Annotated in this window: 12 protein-coding genes and 1 pseudogene; 8 read left to right on the top strand and 5 right to left on the bottom strand. The window is 57.8% G+C overall.

Annotated elements, in window-relative coordinates; translation table 11 throughout:
• Positions 1-160: 160 nt before the first annotated feature.
• The 8 genes and pseudogenes from HT085_RS05905 to HT085_RS05870 all read left to right on the top strand — a co-directional run bounded on the left by HT085_RS05905 (position 161) and on the right by HT085_RS05870 (position 12,443).
• The gene (locus HT085_RS05905) at positions 161-1,357 is read left to right on the top strand and encodes a hypothetical protein (protein WP_003690925.1); all 1,197 of its coding nucleotides are present in this window, start codon (positions 161-163) and stop codon (positions 1,355-1,357) included.
• A pseudogene (locus HT085_RS12180) lies at positions 1,354-8,623 on the top strand (PLxRFG domain-containing protein); the annotation flags it as partial. The gene HT085_RS05905 and the pseudogene HT085_RS12180, both read left to right, overlap by 4 nt.
• Entirely contained in the window at positions 8,548-9,285 is a 738-nt protein-coding gene (locus tag HT085_RS12325; RefSeq protein ID WP_003690932.1) for a hypothetical protein, read from the top strand. The pseudogene HT085_RS12180 and the gene HT085_RS12325, both read left to right, overlap by 76 nt.
• A 20-nt stretch (positions 9,286-9,305) precedes the next feature.
• Positions 9,306-10,601, top strand: a complete 1,296-nt coding sequence (locus tag HT085_RS05890) for a phage capsid family protein (protein ID WP_003690933.1) — start codon at positions 9,306-9,308, stop codon at positions 10,599-10,601.
• 54 nt (positions 10,602-10,655) lie between these two features.
• Positions 10,656-11,129, top strand: coding sequence for a hypothetical protein (locus tag HT085_RS05885; protein ID WP_003690936.1), 474 nt, complete (start codon positions 10,656-10,658; stop codon positions 11,127-11,129).
• Positions 11,130-11,134: 5 nt separating this feature from the next.
• A complete protein-coding gene (locus HT085_RS05880; RefSeq protein WP_003687997.1) occupies positions 11,135-11,620 on the top strand; it encodes a hypothetical protein in 486 nt (161 codons plus the stop codon).
• Entirely contained in the window at positions 11,617-12,291 is a 675-nt protein-coding gene (locus tag HT085_RS05875; protein ID WP_003687998.1) for a phage adaptor protein, read from the top strand. Before HT085_RS05880 ends, HT085_RS05875 begins: the two co-directional genes overlap by 4 nt.
• Positions 12,292-12,293: 2 nt before the next feature.
• Positions 12,294-12,443: a hypothetical protein gene (locus HT085_RS05870; protein ID WP_003706419.1), complete on the top strand. Its 150-nt coding sequence runs from the start codon at positions 12,294-12,296 to the stop codon at positions 12,441-12,443.
• Positions 12,444-12,479: 36 nt separating this feature from the next.
• Here HT085_RS05870 and HT085_RS05865 read toward each other — a convergent pair whose 3' ends face one another.
• The 5 genes from HT085_RS05865 to HT085_RS05840 form a co-directional block, all read right to left on the bottom strand.
• Positions 12,480-13,325 carry a BRO-N domain-containing protein gene (locus HT085_RS05865; RefSeq protein ID WP_003690940.1) on the bottom strand — a complete coding sequence of 282 codons (846 nt, stop codon included), beginning with the start codon at positions 13,323-13,325 and terminating at the stop codon, positions 12,480-12,482.
• A 159-nt stretch (positions 13,326-13,484) separates the two neighbouring features.
• Complete coding sequence (locus tag HT085_RS05860) at positions 13,485-13,652, bottom strand: hypothetical protein (RefSeq protein WP_003688002.1); 168 nt, start codon at positions 13,650-13,652, stop codon at positions 13,485-13,487.
• 958 nt (positions 13,653-14,610) lie between these two features.
• Positions 14,611-14,913, bottom strand: a complete 303-nt coding sequence (locus HT085_RS05855) for a hypothetical protein (RefSeq protein WP_003690944.1) — start codon at positions 14,911-14,913, stop codon at positions 14,611-14,613.
• 296 nt (positions 14,914-15,209) lie between these two features.
• Positions 15,210-17,435, bottom strand: coding sequence for an NADP-dependent isocitrate dehydrogenase (locus tag HT085_RS05845; protein WP_003690946.1), 2,226 nt, complete (start codon positions 17,433-17,435; stop codon positions 15,210-15,212).
• Between the two features lie 66 nt (positions 17,436-17,501).
• On the bottom strand, positions 17,502-17,705 hold the full coding sequence (locus tag HT085_RS05840; RefSeq protein WP_003690948.1) for a hypothetical protein: 204 nt from the start codon (positions 17,703-17,705) through the stop codon (positions 17,502-17,504).
• Between the last annotated feature and the right edge of the window lie 79 nt (positions 17,706-17,784).

Genomic DNA, 17,784 nt, shown 5'->3' with positions numbered 1-17,784 from the left:
TTATTTGCCCCCGGAAATGGCCCGTCGGTGTGTTTTTTTGTGTAACTTGTTGTTTATTAATTGGTTTGTGGTTGCGATTTTTGTTTGTTCTTAACTTTAGGCGTTTGATTGGGTTTGGGTTTTTGCTTATTTTGGGCTTTATTTGTTCGGAGGGTTTGCGATGGGTTTGTTTGAGCCGTCTGCCGGGGATTTTTGGGAGATGAAGGAAAAGGAGAAAAAAGAGAAGGCCCGGAAGGGGGCGGAGGAGCGGGAGCGGGCGGCGGCACAGGCGCACCGTGCCGATGCGGTGCGGCGTACCGTTGCGAATTATGAGGCCGGGCCGGCGCGTTATCGGAATGTGATGGATTTGAGCCGTAACAATATTGAGGATGGGGCGCGGCGGTTGCGCCGGGCGGGTGCTTTCGAACGGGGTGCGGATGCCGGTTTGGGGTTTTCGGGCGGCGATAAGGCGCTTTCCCCCGATGCGCGGGCCGGGGCGGATTTCGCGCGGCGCGATACGCGCCCGACGGATGCGGGCGGACGGACGCCGCCGCCTTTGGGATTTGACGGGAATGTGTATCGGGACGGCAAACCGGTGCGTGATTTTGACGCGCAGCGTCCTTTGGTGTCTGCCGGGCCGGATGCGCTGTCGCCTGAGGAGCGGGAGCTTTACAGGAGGGCGACTACGCCTCATGCGGGGGCCTTGAACGGTCAGTTGACGGCGGCGCAGCTTAATGCGGCGCGCGGGATTGTGGCGGAACATAATAAAAATGCGGCGGTCAGGGAATTGGGCAGGGAAAGGCTGGCGGCGGCTGCGGCGGAGAATGCGGCGAACCGTGAGGCGGTGTTGCAGGAGGGGCGGTTTGATGCGGCGGTTAAGGCGAACGAGGGTGCGTTGAACCGCGAGATGGCGCAGAGGAATGCGGACAGGGCGTTTGATGTGCAGCAGGCCGAGCTGGGGATGAAGCGGCAGGGGTTTGAGATGAAGCGTGAGGCGGATGCGCTGGAGCTTGAGGATAGGAAGCGCATCGCCGATTTGACGCGGGCTTATGGTTTTGCGAAGTCGGACGGGCAGCGCGGGGAGATTGCGCGGCAGATTGATGCGCTTAACGGGAAGTTTGAGCGGCAAGGGGAGAAGGGCTTTGACCCGAATGTGTTCAAGACTATCAGTTATGAGGTTGCCGACCCGGATACGGGCTTGACGGCGAAGCGCGAGGGGATTGTCGATTTGCGGACGGGCAAGCCTTTGGATGTGGAGTTTGCGGGAGAGCGCGAGAAGCGTTATGCGCAGTTGGGCTTTAAGCCGAACGGTCAGAAAACGGCCGGCGGTAAAATCATTTATGAGAATGAGAAGGGTGAGAAGAGGGTTGAGCAATGAGTGATTTGGTCAGATACGATCCGTTGGAACACGGGCGGCTTGCCGGGGGTTTGAAGGAGTACCGCGGCTTTACGCAAAAGGATGCGCGGGCGGCCGCCGACGATACGGCGTTGACGCGCGGGTTTAAAAATTCTATGCGTTCGGCGCGTATGGGGTGGAATGCCCTTACGGGCGACAAAGAGGAACTGGGCCGGCTCAAGGCCGAGGATATGGATTATCGGAAGATTCAGGAGGGGCGCAAATCCCAAGCGCGCAGGGAGCTGGGCGAGGCTTGGGAAAAGGGCGGGGGTGTCGGCGGCGGCCTGTCGAATGTGTGGGGGGAGCTTAAGAAGGACTGGCGCGAGAAGGGTTTGGACGGCGCCTTGGAAGATGTGGGCGAGATGGGGGGCGCGGTGCTGGAGCAGGCGCCCAATGCGCTTGTCCCTATTGCTACGACAACCGCCGGCGGCATATTGGGCGCTTTGGCGGGCGGTAACGCGGCTGTCGGCGCCTATGCGGGCGCGACCTTGGGCAATACGCTGATGGAATACGGCGGGCAGCTGGACAGGGCGGCAGAGGCGGCGGGCGTCGACCCTGCGGACAAGGATGCGGTGATGGCGTTTATCGGCCGAGGTGCGCCGGGTGCGTTGAAAAATGCGGCGGTCAAGGGCGCGGTGGTCGGCGCGGCGGATATGGCGGCGATGAAACTTGGCGGCAGTATTTTGAATATGGGCAAGAAGGCCGCCGGGAAAGCCGCATTGGAGAAAATGGGTGTTGCGGCGGCGGATAAGGCGGCGGTTGCGGCGGCTAAGGGAACGCCTGAATTTGCGGCGCTGGCGAAGGAGTCTGCCAAGGGCGGTTTGGGCGGTGCGGCACGGCACGCGGCGGCTTATGCGACGGAATCGGCCGGTGAGTTTGCGGGCGAGTATTTGGGTACGGGGCTGGCAAACGGGGAATGGGACGAGAAGGGGGCGGCTTTGGAGGCTTTCTCTTCTTTGGGGCATTCTGCGGTGGGGTTTGCCGGAACGAAGGCTTATGCGGCGGTAACTGACCCGCTCAGGCCGCCGGCCGGACGGAAGGCGGGTGCGCAGGGGGGTATCGGGGGCAACAGGAAGGCGGGCAGGCCGGCCCCGGAAGGGGCGCAGGCGTTGCGTGCGGCGGCACAGGCGGCTGCGGACGGCGGCACAGGCGGCTGCGGACGGCGGCGCGGAACAGGGCGGCGCGGGTTTTGATACGGCGCATCACGATCAGTCGCATCCGGCTTTGCGGCAGTTTGCGGACCGTACGAAGCAGGAGGAGGCGGGGCGGTTTTTCAGCGGCCCTGCCGACGGCAATACGCCGCACGCGGAGGAATTGGCGCGCGGGACGGAAAAACAGCCGGATGTTTCGGGTATCCCGTCGGAGGACGGGGCGGAATTTTTGGATACGGGCGTGATGCCGGACGGTTTGGCGCGTCAGTATGCGGACATGGCGGCTAAATACCGGGCCAAGCCGTCGGAGGCGGTGGGGATTGATCCGGATGACGGTGCGGTTTCTGCGGCCGCTGCTTTGGCGGCGGATTCGGGCGCGGCTGTGCCGTCTGCGGTGTCTGACGATATGGAAGCCCGGTCGGTTGCGGATGATGCGCCGTCCGGACGGTCGGCGGATGCGGACAGGGGCGGTGTTCCGTCCGCTTACGGCAATGTGCGCCCCGGCGGTGCGCCGCGCGGTGCGGCTTCGGTTGCGCCGGGCGGTTCTGCCGCCGCTGCTTCGGGCGGGATTGCGCGGGTCTCGCCGCTGCCTGCGGGCCAATATTTCGACGGCTTGGATACGCGCGGGCGCAAGGCTTTGGCGAAGGAGGCGGGCCTTGATATTAAGGGTGTTGCGGATTTCGGGCAAATCGCCGCGCCTGTGCGCCGAAAAATCGAGCAGGCGTATCACGCGCGGATTGAGGCGGATTATCAGGCGGCTTCCGAAGCCAAACAGGGTTACCTGCCGCCGCCCGTGCGTATGGCGGATGCCGTGCCTGTTCCTAAAAAAGGGTTTTCCGTCCCTGCCGATGCGTTGGATAAGGAATCGCGCAGGCGGTTTGACGCGCTGCCGGAAGGGGTGCGCCGTCATGCGCAGACGGTGGCGGACTATACGGCGGACGGGATTATGCGCCGGGAGGCGGGTATGGCGGATATGCGCGGACATTATCCTGAGGGTTTGGCGGAATCGGCCGGGGCTGTACGCGCTTACCGTGCGGAACATCCGGAATCGGCGGATGTGTTGGACAGGCTTAACCGTGCGGTTTACGGTTACCGCCGCAACAACGGTTGGAGCGTGCCGCTGTTGAGCCGCGAGGGGGAGCGTTTGCAGGGGGTTCGGACGGCGTTGCCGGATGACGGCGCGTCTGAGGCCGTTGTCGGCGGCGGCAGGGGTTTGACCCGGGCTTTACCCACGGAAGATAAGGGTTTGGCGCAGGATGTGCGGCAGGATGTGCGGCAGGGTTTGACCCAAGGCGGCAGGGGTTTGACCCCTGATGCGGGGGCGGATGCAAATGCGGCTGCCTTGCAGGGTTTGCCAGGGTCCGCCGCCGTTGCGTCCGGCAATGCGCCGGCCCGTCGGCAAAACTTACAGGTTCGGGCGCGCGCGGAAGGTGCCGCGCCCGGCCTGTCCGCGTCTGAAAACCTTGCCGGGACGGACGGCGGGAAACGTGCGCCTGTTGCGGGCAAACGCCCCGATACGGTGTTGCCGGTATTGAATCCGCAGGTTGCGGCTTCGGCGGGCAGGGTATCGCCTAAGAAACGGATGGCGGATGCGGCGGCGGACAGGCGCAGGCCGGAAAAGGCGGGTGTGCCTTTGGGGGGCGGCGAATACCGTTTCGAGCATACGGACCGCAGGCATATTGATGCGCTTGCGGGCGTGCCGGGCAGGCCGGGCAAAGGCGGGATGCCGGAGGAGTTTGCCGATATGGCCGGTCCTTCCAACTCTGACGGCCTTGTCTCCGACGGCCGCCGTTATTTGAAGGGGCGGGAGGCGGAAACCTTGCGGGCGGGCGGTTTGTCGGAAGCCGTGCCGTCCGAGCCGGGCCGGGATTATCGTCCGACGCAGGAAGCAAGGGCGCCGGCCAGGGTGATGGCGCGGCCGCGCGATGCCGCCGCCGACGGCAAACCGGCGGGCAGGGCGCAGCCTGCCCGGGCAAAAGATACGCCTGTTGCGGGCAAGGCGGCTGCTGCAAAAAATGCGGCAACCGAAAAGCCGTCTTCGGATAAGGTGCGAAATATCGAATCGGGAAAATCCCACTTCGATGGCGGAAAGGGCAAGTCGGCCGCCGCACAAGGCGCGGCAACCGAAAAGCCGTCTTCGGATAAGGCTGCCAAGCCTGAAACGTTTGCGAAAACGGCTTCGGACAATCCGGAAGAGGCACGGCGCAAGGCGCGTGTGTTGCAGGGAGGGCCTGTTTATACGGTGAAAGAGCGTCAGGCGCCGCAAGGTTTTAAGGCATTGCGCGAGCACGCCGAAAATATCAAAAAACGCCTCGCCGAAAGCATAGGCGGACTGGCGGAACGGGTGGATGTCGCCGCCGTGTCCGAAACGGCGCCGGACAAGGCGCAGATGCTGTTGTCGCAGCGTGTGGAGGGCTGGTTTGACGGCAGGACGGGCAAAATCACGCTGGTGGCGGAAAACCTTACGCCCGAACGCGCGGTATGGGCGGCGTGGCACGAGCTGGGGCACAGGGGCTTTGCGGCGGATGGTTTCGCCAAGTACCGTGAAGAATTGGAACGTGCGGACGGCAACGGCCTGATACGGCGCATTGCGGACGCGGTGCAGGAAGGGCGCGAAGGCACGGGCGATGCGGCGGCCTCGGTGCGCTCCGCCGCGGTGGAAGAGGCGGTCGCGGAGCTTTATGCGGCGCAGCGTACCGGCGGTTGGGCGGGCATTGAAAACCGTTACGGCGTGAAGGTCGGCAACGGTTTGAAACGCGGCATTGCGGGCGTGTTGGCGCGTATCGGCGCCCTGTTGCGCCGTGTGCTGCAACGCCTGGCGGGCAAGGCCGGCGGTGCGATGTCGGACGCGGATGTGTTTGCGATGCTGGCGGATTTGCACGGGAATGTGGAAGGGGCGCGGGATGCGCCTTGGGACGGCAATCATCGTGCAGTGATGTTCGCGCGGGCTGAAGACGGTGCGGCGGAACGTTCCAAGTCGGAAAGCCTTGAGAAGCTGCGCCGTGCGGAAACCATCCGTATCTCGGGCAGGGAGGTTCCGGAAGGCGGCAATTTGCGCGAATATAAGCGCAATGCGCTGGAATACGGCAAATCTTTGCGCGGGCCTTATGTGAATAAGGACACGGGGCGTGAAATCAGTTTGGGACGTTCGGGCATCACTGAAATATTGCGTCACGACTATAAGGACGCGGAACATTTGCAGAGTATCGCGGCAATTCCGCAGATTATTGAGAATGCGGTGTATATCGATACGCTGCCGAACGAGGATTTGGCTAAGAACGGCGATATTCAGGGTTATGAATATTATGTTTCGGGACTGAATGTCGGCGGTGCGGATTACACGGTAAGGGCTGCCGTCGCGGTTAGCAGGAACGGTAACCGCTATTACGACCATAAGCTGACGAAAATAGAAAAAGGCAACTTGCTTTCATTACTTGACCGCGTATCAACTACGGGAGCCTCTGAAAGCAAATCGCCTTTATCGGGCATTGATGATAAACGCCTGTTGCAGATTTTGCAAGACAAAGATGCGGGCAAGGGCGGCATTGCCGATTTTGACACGGAGGCGGTGCGTTTTTCCCGTGCGGCGAACATCGGGGCCGCAATCAGCCGTATAACGGGTAAAAAATCCGATTTGAGAAACGCGCTGAAAGACCGCTGGGATGCTTCCAAGGGGATTCAGCTCCAGTTTTTGGGCAGGCGGCAGATCGAGGACATTTACGGCGGCGTTTTGGACGGCCTGAAGGAATACGGGCGTTTGTCGGAACTCTTCGGCGCGGATGCGAACAAGGCGGTTACGGAGGCGGACAAGGTTGTCAGGGAATGGGGCAGGTTGAAGGAGGAGGATGCGAAAGCGCTTGCGGATCTGATGCACGATGCGACGCTGGCGAAGGTGGATGCCGACCCGCTGATGCGAAAGGATGCCCGGGGGCGTTTGGACGGCATCCGGACGGCTTTGGATATTGCGGACGGTAAAATCGCGAAGGCGCGGGCGGCCGTTGCTTCCGCCGGTGCGCGTACCGCGCGTGCGGATGCTGCTTACAATAAGGCGCAACGGGCGGCGGATAAGGCGGCTTATGCGCTGGAGAAGGCGCAGGAAAAACACGGTCGGGAAATTTTGGCGGATGAGGCGGATATGCGCCTGCGCCGTCTGTTTTATGCGGATTCGGAGGCGAAGCGGGCGTTGAGGCGCGCCGGGGCGGATGCGGCGGCGGAAAGCCGGGCTAAAACGGATGCGGTACGGATGTTGGAGCAGGCGCGCGCGGATGTGAAGCGTTTGGAAAAGGATGAGGTTGGGGCGCAAAAGGCTTTGGAGGGGCTTGCTTTGCTGAACCGCCGTTTTGCCGGGCTGCCTGATGCGGCGCAGAGGGTGTACCGCAAGGCGCGGGATGATTATAGGGCGCATTTCGGGCAGGTGCGCGATGCGCTTGCCGAACGGTTGGCGCGTGCGGGGCAGGATGCGGAAACGGTGCGCCGCCTGAAGGAGCGTTTTGACAACGAGCTGGGCGGTGTGTATTTCCCTTTGGCGCGTTTCGGCGATTATCTGGTGGTGGTCAAGGATGCGGACGGGAATAGTGCGAATGTGTCCCGCGCGGAAACTTTGAGCGAGGCGGAGAAGCTGCGCGATGCGCTGAAGGCTGATTTCGGGCCGGGGTTTAAGGTTTCGCCCGTGATGAAGTCCCGGGATTATATCCGAAGCCGCGATGCGGTCGGCAGCGGATTTATGAAGGAGCTGGGCGAGGCTGTCGGCAGGATGGATTTGGATCCGGCGCAACGGGCCCGATTGAACGATACGCTGACGCAGCTTTATTTGAACTCCCTGCCCGATACGTCTTGGGCGAAACACGGCATCCACCGCAAGGGCGTGCCGGGCTTCAGCGATGATGCGAGGCGCGCATATGCGCAGAATATGGGCAGCGGTGCGAATTATCTGGCGAAGTTGCGCTATGCGGACCGTATGGCGGAACAGTTGGATGTGATGCAGGATTTTGTGGACGGGCGCAAATATGAGGAGGGTTTCGACCAGCGTCAGTTGCAGCGTGTGGCGGATGAGATGAGGAAACGCCACGAGGCGGTGATGAATCCGAATCCTTCCAAGCTGGCGCAGGCTTTGACGGGCTTCGGCTTTTTGTGGATGATGGGGATGTCGCCCGCTTCTGCGGTTGTGAACCTGTCGCAGACGGCAATGGTGGCTTATCCGGTGATGGCGGCGAAGTGGGGTTATGCCGGTGCGGCGCGGGAATTGCTGCGGGCTTCAAAACAGATCGGGCTGAGGTTCGGGGAGAAGTTCAATACGATTGAGGACAGTTTGAACGGGGATGAGAAGGCGGCGTTCCGAAAGGCGGCGGATTACGGTGTGATCGATTTGTCGCAGGCGCATGATTTGGCGGGGGTGGCCAACGGCGACCCGGGGTTGGCGGGGTCGGCTTGGCAGAAGGTGATGGATAAGGCGGCCTGGCTGTTCCATCATGCGGAGAAGTTTAACCGCCAGGTTACGTTTGTCGCGGCCTACCGTTTGGCGAAACGGGCGGGGGCGGACAGTGAGGCGGCTTTCGAACAGGCGAAAAAGGCGACGTACGACGGGCATTTTGACTATGCGGCGCAAAACCGTCCGCGCTTTATGATGGGCAATGCGGCGAAGGTGGTCTTCCTGTTCAAGCAGTATTCGCAGAATATCCTGTATGCGCTGGGGCGCAATGCGTACCTTGCGTTTAAGGGGGATAAGGAGGCGCGTAAGACGCTGGCGGGGCTGTTGGTCTCGCATGCGATGGCTTCGGGCATCTTGGGGCTGCCGTTTGTGTCGACGCTGCTTGCGGTGGCTTCGATGTTGGGCAGTGACGACGATGACCCGTGGGATGCGGAAGCGGCGTTGCGCAATATGTTGGCGGACACTTTCGGGGATAAGGCGGGCGAGGTGTTGGCCAAGGGCTTCAGCCGCCTGACGCCGCTGGACGTGTCGGGGCGTTTGGGTTTGGACCAGTTGGTTTTCCCCGATATCCAAGACGGTTTGGAGGGTAAGAAGTGGGCGGAATCGCTGGTGGTCGGCAGTACGGGCGCGGTGGTCGGCGCGGGTATCGGCGCGGCGGACGGCGTGCGGACAAGGTCATCCGTGCCAAGGACGGCAAACACACTATCCCTTATGAAAAGCTGGTAGAGGCGCGCGAGGCGGAAAAGTCGGCGAAAGCCGAAGCCCAAGCCTTGAGGGAGCGCATTGCCCAGCTTGAGAAGGGGGCGGAAAAACCCGGAGTGGAAACGGCTGACGGTTCCGATAATTCGTTGTTCGGGGATTTTTCCGACGAGGATGTGAAAAAGGGCGTGGAAAAGCTGATTCAGGAGAAGCTGGCGGGTTATGAGGCGGACATGAAGCGGCAGGAGGCGGCAAAGGCGCATTACCGCGAAATCTATACGGCGCACCCCGATGCGGATTCGATTGTGGAAAGCCGCGAGCTGGAGGAGTGGCTGGCCGGGCAGAACCCGCTTGTCCGCAAGGCGTTTAATGACGCGCTTAAGGACGGGACTGCCGCCGAGGTCATCGGGGCGTTCGATATGTTTAAGGCGGCAAAATCCGCCGCCGAACCGGAAAAGCCCGCCGAAAAGCCGCCTGCCGGGAAGAATACGCCCAATACGCTGTCGGATATTCCGGCGGGGCGCGACCATACGGCTTCGGACGGCCCGCCGGATTATTTGAGCGGCAACGCGCTGGCGGAAAAACTGGCTTCCATGACGGAAGAGCAGGTTGAGAAGTTTTTAAATTCTTGAGTTTTTGAGGGAGGCTCTTTATGGCACAAAAGACGAATACGGCCTACGGCGACCCGCAGGCGATGATGAGGCAGGCGGCGGGGCTGTTTGCGATGCATATGCAGCGCAACAGTACGCTGAACCGTTTGGCGGGCAAGATGCCTGCCGGTACCGCGGGTGCGGAGGCGACTTTGCGCAAACAGACGACCCAGCATATGCCGGTCGTGCGCTGTCAGGATTTGACGCGCGGCATGGGTGACGAAATCCGTTTCAATTTGGTCAACCCTGTTTCCGCCCTGCCGATTATGGGCGACAACACGGCGGAAGGCAGGGGCGTGGGGATGAGCCTGTCGGAGGCGGGTTTGCGTGTGAATCAGGCGCGTTTCCCCGTTGACGGCGGCGGTACGATGACGAATCAGCGCAGCCCTGCCGATTATCGCGCGCTGATTCGTCCGGCGGCGCAAAGCCTGATGGACCGTTATGCCGACCAGACGCTGTTGGTGCATATGGCGGGCGCGCGCGGTTTTCATGACAATATCGAATGGGGCGTGCCTTTGGCGGGCGACCCGAAATTCAATGATTATGCGGTCAATCCGGTCAAAGCCCCGTCCAAAAACCGCCATTTTACGGCTTCGGGCGATGCGGTAACGGGCGTTGGGCAGGACGGCGGCGAGTTGAAGATTGCCTCTACCGATTTGTTTACGATGGATACGGTGGACAGTATGCGTACCGTGCTCGACCAGATTCCGCTGCCGCCGCCGATTGTGAAGTTTGAGGGCGACAAGGCGGCGGGTGATTCGCCTTTGCGCGTGTGGCTGCTTTCCCCGGCGCAGTACAACCGTTTTGCCGCCGATCCGAAATTCCGCCAGCTTCAGGCTTCGGCAATCGCGCGCGCCTCCCAGGCAAATCAAAATCCGCTGTTTTTGGGCGATGCGGGTTTGTGGAACGGCTTTATCCTGGTGAAAATGCCGCGCCCCATCCGTTTCTATGCGGGCGATGAGATGAAGTATTGCGCCGATAAGTTCAGCGAGGCGGAATCGGGCTTGAAAATCCCGGCTTCGTTTGCGGACAAGTTTGCGGTCGACCGTTCGGTTATTTTGGGCGGCCAGGCGGTGTTGGAGGCGTTTGCGAATACCGGCAAACACGGCGGTATGCCTTTCTTTTGGTCTGAGAAGGAGCTTGACCACGGCAACCGTGTGGAAACGCTCGTCGGTACGATACGCGGTGTGGCGAAAACGCGCTTTGCCGTGGATGTCGGCGGGGGCGCGAAGGAAATTACCGACTACGGTGTCACGGTTGTGGATACGGTGGTTCCTTTGCACGGCGGTATCCGCTGATTCGAATGCCGCTTGAAAGGGCGGCTTTTCCTATTTGTTGGGTTGAGGTTTTTTATGGCTGAGATTTATGTGAGAAACAATGGCGGCAACCGTTTCGGCGGCGTGCCTTACGGCAATCTGGCGGCGGAGCATTACCGTATCGTTGCGAAGCAGGACGGTGCAATCTTGGGGGCGGATGCCTACGGGCCGCCCAAGGATGGCGATGTGTTGGCGCTGGGTGTCTTGGAACAGGGTTTCCGTTTGGATGACGCGCAGATTATTGTGAAGACGGCGATGTCTTCCGGTATCACTGCCGATGTCGGCTTTGCGTATGCGGACGGTGCGGATGATGCGCACGTGCCTCAGGATGCGGCTTATTTTGCTTCGGGCGCGGATTTTGCGTCTGCCGGGCGTATCCGCTGCCAGTCTGCCAAACTGGTTACGCTGCCCAAGCAGGCTTTGCTGACGGTTACGCTTAAAGGGGCGGAAAATAAGAAGGCCGCCGATATCGATATTTTGATTTACGGCGAGAAGTTCGGCCAGTTGTAAGCGGAATGAAACGCCGCCCGGGGATTTGCCTTTGCGGCGTTGCTGTATTTGACAATGCCGTCCGGACGGCGGCGGGGGGTTGGATGGATAAGGTTTTTATCAAGTATATCGGCGGGCGTGCCGTGTGGCGCGACCGTATCTATCATACGGGCTTGGTTTTCGAAGACGGCCAGGTGCGCGAGGTGTCGGCCGGGGCTGCGGCAAAGTTGTTGCGCCACGGCGATGTGTTTGCCGCCGTCCCGGGCAAACGCGTGGAAAAGGCGGATGATACGGAGGCTTTGGAAAAGGCGGGCGCTTCGGAACTCGAACGGGAAACGGCGGCGTTTGACGCGGTGCAGGATGTGATCCTGCAAATCAACCGGATGGGCAAGGACGAGCTTGAACTGTATGCGAAGGCGAATTACGGCCAGGGTTTGGATAAGCGCAAATCGGCGGAGAATTTGCGCGGGGACGTGGTTCGGATGGTTCGTCAGTTCGGTATCGCGCAATGAATTTGAAGGCTTTGATTGCGCGTTTCCGCGTGCTTGCCAATGATAAGGCCGAGCCGTATTTTTGGAGCGACGAAGAGGTGTCGGGATGGTTGAACGATGCGGTTCACGAGGCGTGCCTGCGCGGCCGGCTGCTGCATTCGGACGATGCGTTTGTAACGGATGTGGAAAAAGGGCGGCCGCTTTATGCTTATGCGGCAGGGGGGTTTGCGGCGGGTTATGCGTATGAAATCGACAGTATCCGTTTTGTGTCCGACGGCAAGCCGGTGTGCCTGAAGTTGGTTTCGCCGGAGGCGGCGGATGTTTGCGCCCCGGGTTGGCGCGACGGGGCGCAAACGGGGCTGCCGGTTTATGCGGTGCAGGGCGACGGGAAGCTGACGCTTGCGCCTGCGCCGGACCGTGACGGCAGGTTGTTTGCCGGGGGGTATTGCCTGCCGCGGGATATGGCGGGGGACGGGGACGAGCCGGAAATCAATTCCATACATCATCGGAATTTGGTTTATTGGGCTTTGGCGGAGGCTTTCAGTATCCCGGATGCGGAGACTTTCGACCCGCAGCGTTCGGAATCGGCAAGGAGGCGTTTCGAGCTGTATTTCGGCCTGCCGGCCGACAGTGATTTGCGCCGTATCACGCGTGAGGATGCGCCGCACCTGAACAGGCATTTTTGGATTTGACGATGAGTGCTGAAGAGTTTTGCAGGAAACAGATCGCCTATTGGCTGAACGAGAGCCGCAAGGCATCAGATAACGCCGATTTGAAGGCCTTTGAGTTCGCCGGACGGGAACCGGCGGATTATCGGGAAATGTTGAAACGCTATGCCGCGTGAAAAATGCCGTCCGAAGATTCGGGCGGCATTTTCCGTTTACCTTACCGTAGCCTTGCCGTAAATGCCTTCAAGACATGCGGCTATGCGGTCGGAGGCGTCTTTGTCCGCATATCCCCGCAACACTTCGAGGGCCGCGGCGGATCTTTTCAGGATTGAACGGGTTTCGTGCCAAACCGTCCACATCGTAACCGCCTGCCTGCAGCCGAGCTGCTTCAGCGGCGCGGAGATGTCTTTGCCCGATTCAATCATCCATGTGCCGTAATAAACCATAGCGGCAATGTCGGCTAAAGAGTTGCCGTCGATGGGCAGTTTCGGCTCGGCTTTGGGCGGTGCGTCCAACACTTCGCCTGTCAAGCCCGTGTGCAGTGTCAATGCGTGGACGTAGGCGACGGCTTCGGGCAGCTTCCCGGCAGGGAGGTCTTCGACGGATTCGACGTTGAAGCGTTGGTGTATCATACTGTACGCGGAGGAGTAGTCTATACCTTTGCGTCCGACAAGCGCGGCAACAGCTTGGCGCAATCCGGTACGGTCGTCGGCGGTGGTTTTGGGAGTAATTTGGTAGCCGCCTGTTTTGCGGATGGCGGGCAGGACGGTTTCCATTACCCATTCTTCAAACGCTTCTGCGGCAGGCTTGCGGGATTTGATAATCAAGCGGTAGAGATTCGGCTCGTTAATATAGGTCATCTCCTGTTCGCCGCTGGCGGTGGGGGTGTACCGTTTTGTTACGCCCCTGCTTTTGCAGTGCAGGTCAACCGTTCGGCGAGGGTTGGTGTAGCCTAAAATCTCGCAAACATCGTTTGCCAAAAACCACAACTCGCCTTTGTTATCGGCAACAGTACGGACGGAGTTTTGTTGAAAGTTTAAAACTTGGACAGCATTCATGATAGAATAGTCTTTCTTTTAGAGGTTATTTAAAAGACGCGAAAAGAGTTTTCCTAGAACTGCTTTTCACTTAACCGAACCAAGTTCCCGCTTGGTTCGGTTTTCCATTAACGGCTGTGCCGTTGTAAGAATAATAAACGTGGACACGTTCAAAGTCAATTACTTTTTGATTTTTTCTTTTATGATTGATTTAACCCATTGGGAAAAATCGAGATTTTGGGCATATTCCAAAAGCTCTTTTTCTGTTTCCGCATTAAACGAGACTTTTTTAATGACTCGTTTTTGCTCGTAACGCTTTCGGTTTTCTGCCAGTTTTTCATTAACCATAGGCAAACTCCTTGATTTTTTGAACTGCCTTTTGTAAGATAGGGACTGGGGCGGCGGCTACCGCCCCAGCCGGTTTTATCCGCTAATAGGCGTATCGCCTGCCAGCATCAAGATTAAAACCAGGATGAGAATTTGAAGGATGAGCTTCATTTTCCTACTCCCTGTACAAGCCCCGCTTCGGTGGGGCTTTTCCCGTATCGGCACCCGATGCGCCGATGAATTGAATTATAAACGTGGACACGTTCAAAGTCAACCATTCCCCCAACAAAATCAAAGAAAAATGCCGTCTGAAGGGCTTTCGGACGGCATAAAGAAGCCGCCAAGTTTGCGGCTTGGCGGCGGTCGGGCTATTTTAAGAACTCTTTTCGGATTTGTTCTTTAACCCATTGGGAAAAACTAATTTTATTTGCACCTTATTTGCACCTTTTTTTATAAATATAATTCAAATATTTAATTTATATATTAATTTAATTAAATATTACATGACCCTGCATCCTTCTAATAGTGTAATGCAGTAGTTACTCCAAGATTTTTGTATATGGCTGTTTTTATGGTAAATTAAATTTTTATAAGAAATAAATGTATTTAAATCAATAAAATAAAATTTAGTCGAATCCTGCCGTTTCCGCCGCAAAGCAAAACCGCCCTGATTCAGGGCGGTTCTTTTTTGTTCAGGTTGTGTCAATTACTATATAAAAATCATCGGTTTACGATGATTTTCCGTAACGCCCTGCAACAAACCGCAACCGGCAGACGCTTTTTATCAATGTTTTATGGTATTAATTTATATGGTCATTTTTGGGATGGGGACTTGCCATAATGGCCGAAACCGTTACTCCGTTTAATCCTGTTCGGGTCAGGGATGCGGGGAAGGCGGGTTTTATCAGCCGGTACGTTTTGATGTGAGAATGCCGTCTGAACCTTTGTTTCAGACGGCATTGCTATTGCTGATGCGGCTTTATTCGCAATTCAGATTGCGGGTTTTTTCTGCAAACGAATCCATAGCGATTTGGCACATTTGCTTACGCTGTCCCAAATCGGCGGCAGGTAGGGCTTGGAATAGGAATTTGGTGTTGTTGCGTGCGAAATCTGCTTTGTTTCCGGCTTTGTTGTAACAGGTTTCGGCGCGTTTGAAATATTGTTGGCAAATCGGCGGCAGCTCGTCCATAGCCAGGGGTTTGCTCTTATGCATACCGTGTGCGGATGCGGGAAGGGCGGTTGCCAAAAGGATGCCGGTCAGGATGGTTGGAACAGTTTTCATATTATTGTCTTTCCGTAGGGTAAAAAACTAAAGATTATATGATTTATAGTGGATTAACAAAAATCAGGACAAGGTGACGAAGCCGCAGACAGTACAAATAGTACGGAACCGGTTCGCTTGGTGCTTCAGCACCTTAGAGAATCGTTCTCTTTGAGCTAAGGCGGGGCAACGCCGTACTGGTTTTTGTTAATCCACTATATATCCAATGGGTGCGGCGTTTAATCATAATCAGGCAGATAGGGATAACTAATGCCGTCTGAACGACGAATGTTCAGACGGCATTTTTGCCTTTGTGCTTATAAGGCGTTTAGTACTTGATTAAAGGTTGCGCTCGGACGCATCGCTTGTGCGGCTTTTTCAGGATTGGCTGCGTAGTAGCCGCCGATGTCGACCGCTTTGCCTTGTACGGCAGAGAGTTCTTCAACGATTTTGGCTTCGTCGGCAGTCAAAGCGGCTGCCAATGGAGCAAATGCGGCTTTCAGTTCGGCATCTTTGTCTTGCGCCGCCAATTCTTGCGCCCAGTAGAGGGTGAGGTAGAAATGGCTGCCGCGGTTGTCGAGTTCGCCCGCTTTGCGTTTGGGCGATTTGTCGTTCAACAGCAGTTTTTCGGTGGCGGCATCCAAAGTGTCGGCGAGGACTTGGGCTTTGGCGTTGCCGGTTTTTTGCGCCAGATGTTCAAACGATACGGCAAGCGCGAGGAATTCGCCCAATGAGTCCCAACGCAGGTGGTTTTCTTCGAGGAACTGTTGGACGTGTTTCGGTGCAGAACCGCCCGCGCCGGTTTCAAACATACCGCCGCCGTTCATCAATGGAACGATGGACAGCATTTTCGCGCTGGTACCCAGTTCCAAAATCGGGAACAAGTCGGTCAGATAATCGCGCAGGACGTTGCCGGTTACGGAAATGGTGTCTTCGCCGTTTTTCAGACGGCCCAAGCTGAATTTAGCGGCTTCTTCGGGCGCGAGGACGCGGATGTCGAGGCCGTTGGTATCCAATTCGGCAAGGTAGGCTTTGACTTTGGCGAGCAGACTCTTGTCGTGCGGACGGTTTTCGTCGAGCCAGAACACGGCGGGCGTGTTGCTCAGGCGGGCGCGGTTGACGGCGAGTTGTACCCAGTCTTTGACGGGAGCGTCTTTGGTTTGGCACATGCGCCAGATGCCGCCTGCCTCAACGTCGTGCTGCATCAGGACATTGCCCGCCGCATCAATCACTTGAACCTGACCGTCGGCTTCGATTTCAAAGGTTTTGTTGTGTGAGCCGTATTCTTCCGCCGCTTGCGCCATCAGTCCGACGTTGGGCACAGTACCCATTGTTGTCGGATCGAATGCGCCGTGTTCGCGGCAGAAATCGATGGTTGCTTGGTAAACACCGGCATAGCTGCTGTCGGGAATCACGGCTTTGGTGTCTTGCGCTTTGCCGTTTTTGTCCCACATACGGCCGGAATTGCGGATCATCGCAGGCATAGAAGCATCAACGATGACATCGCTGGGAACGTGCAGGTTGGTGATGCCTTTGTCGGAATCGACCATCGCCAAATCAGGGTTGGCGGCGTAAACGGCGGCGATTTCAGCTTCGACGGCGGCGCGGGTGTCCGCATCCAGCTTGTCCAGATTGGCAATCAGGTTGCCGAAGCCGTTGTTGACGTTGACGCCTGCGGCAGCCAGTTTGCCGCCGAATTTTTCAAATACAGGCGCGAAGAACACTTTGACGGCGTGTCCGAAGATAATCGGGTCGGACACTTTCATCATCGTGGCTTTCATATGCAGCGAGAACAATACGCCTTTAGCTTTTGCGTCTTTCACTTGTTCGGCAAGGAAGGCGAGCAGGGCTTTTTTGCTCATTACGGCCGCGTCAATGATTTCGCCGGCTTTCAGGGCAACAGGCTCGCGCAGCTCTTTTTTATTGCCTTGTTTGTCGGTGAACACGATGGATACGGAAGTCGCATCGGGTACGGTAACGGATTGTTCGTTATGGAAAAAGTCGCCGCTTTGCATGGTGGCAACGTGGGTTTTGGAGTCTTTCGCCCACGCGCCCATGCTGTGCGGATTTTTTTTGGCAAAGTTTTTCACCGCTTTAGGCGCGCGGCGGTCGGAGTTGCCTTCGCGCAGGACAGGGTTTACCGCGCTGCCTTTGATGCGGTCGTAGCGTTCGCGTACGGCTTTTTCTTCATCGGTTTGAGGGTCGGCAGGATAGTCGGGAACGGCAAAGCCTTTAGACTGCAATTCTTTAATCGCGGCGGTCAGTTGAGGTACGGATGCGCTGATGTTCGGCAGTTTGATTACGTTTGCACCGGGTTGTTTCACCAGTTCGCCCAATTCGGCAAGCGCGTCGGGTACGCGCTGCGCTTCGGTCAGATATTCGGGGAATGCCGCCAAAATGCGGCCGGACAGGGAAATGTCGGCAGTTTTGACATCAATATCGGCGTGGCGGGCAAACGCCTGCACAATCGGCAGCAGCGATTGGGTCGCCAGCGCGGGGGCTTCGTCGGTATGGGTATAAACAATGGTGGATTTTTGAGTCATAGGATTATTCTCTTGTAGGTTGGTTTTTTCTTTTGAAACACATTGCGCGGGGAATGTGCGCGGCTATTATGGCATATTTTGGCGGCTTTGTTCGCGCTTTGTTCGATCTTGGCGTGTTTGAACGCGGCGGCGGGAAAGGAAAGGGGAAATAACGCGGCGGCGGGAAAGGAAGGGGGAAATGGCTTTCCCGCGTTTGGCGGCGGCGTCGGCGGCGTTGTGCCTGATGTGCGGCGGCACATTTTCGGTAAAATTGATTTTAATATTCGGCAACTGTCGGAATATCTGCTAAAATTCCGCATTTTCCGCACCGGGTTTCCGCACCGGGACACTCGGGGCGTATGTTCAATTT

This window comes from Neisseria gonorrhoeae, assembly GCF_013030075.1.
In the GTDB taxonomy this organism is placed as follows: domain Bacteria; phylum Pseudomonadota; class Gammaproteobacteria; order Burkholderiales; family Neisseriaceae; genus Neisseria; species Neisseria gonorrhoeae.
This window is presented reverse-complemented; position numbering and strand designations above follow the sequence as displayed.

What these genes read in the sequence shown, in the direction of transcription:
- HT085_RS05905 (WP_003690925.1), top strand. Translation starts at nt 161, where the DNA reads ATGGGTTTGTTTGAGCCGTCTGCCGGGGATTTTTGGGAGATGAAGGAA.
- HT085_RS05890 (WP_003690933.1), top strand. Translation starts at nt 9,306, where the DNA reads ATGGCACAAAAGACGAATACGGCCTACGGCGACCCGCAGGCGATGATG.
- HT085_RS05885 (WP_003690936.1), top strand. Translation starts at nt 10,656, where the DNA reads ATGGCTGAGATTTATGTGAGAAACAATGGCGGCAACCGTTTCGGCGGC.
- HT085_RS05880 (WP_003687997.1), top strand. Translation starts at nt 11,135, where the DNA reads ATGAAACGCCGCCCGGGGATTTGCCTTTGCGGCGTTGCTGTATTTGAC.
- HT085_RS05875 (WP_003687998.1), top strand. Translation starts at nt 11,617, where the DNA reads ATGAATTTGAAGGCTTTGATTGCGCGTTTCCGCGTGCTTGCCAATGAT.
- HT085_RS05870 (WP_003706419.1), top strand. Translation starts at nt 12,294, where the DNA reads ATGAGTGCTGAAGAGTTTTGCAGGAAACAGATCGCCTATTGGCTGAAC.
- HT085_RS05865 (WP_003690940.1), bottom strand. Translation starts at nt 13,325, where the DNA reads ATGAATGCTGTCCAAGTTTTAAACTTTCAACAAAACTCCGTCCGTACT.
- HT085_RS05860 (WP_003688002.1), bottom strand. Translation starts at nt 13,652, where the DNA reads ATGGTTAATGAAAAACTGGCAGAAAACCGAAAGCGTTACGAGCAAAAA.
- HT085_RS05855 (WP_003690944.1), bottom strand. Translation starts at nt 14,913, where the DNA reads ATGAAAACTGTTCCAACCATCCTGACCGGCATCCTTTTGGCAACCGCC.
- HT085_RS05845 (WP_003690946.1), bottom strand. Translation starts at nt 17,435, where the DNA reads ATGACTCAAAAATCCACCATTGTTTATACCCATACCGACGAAGCCCCC.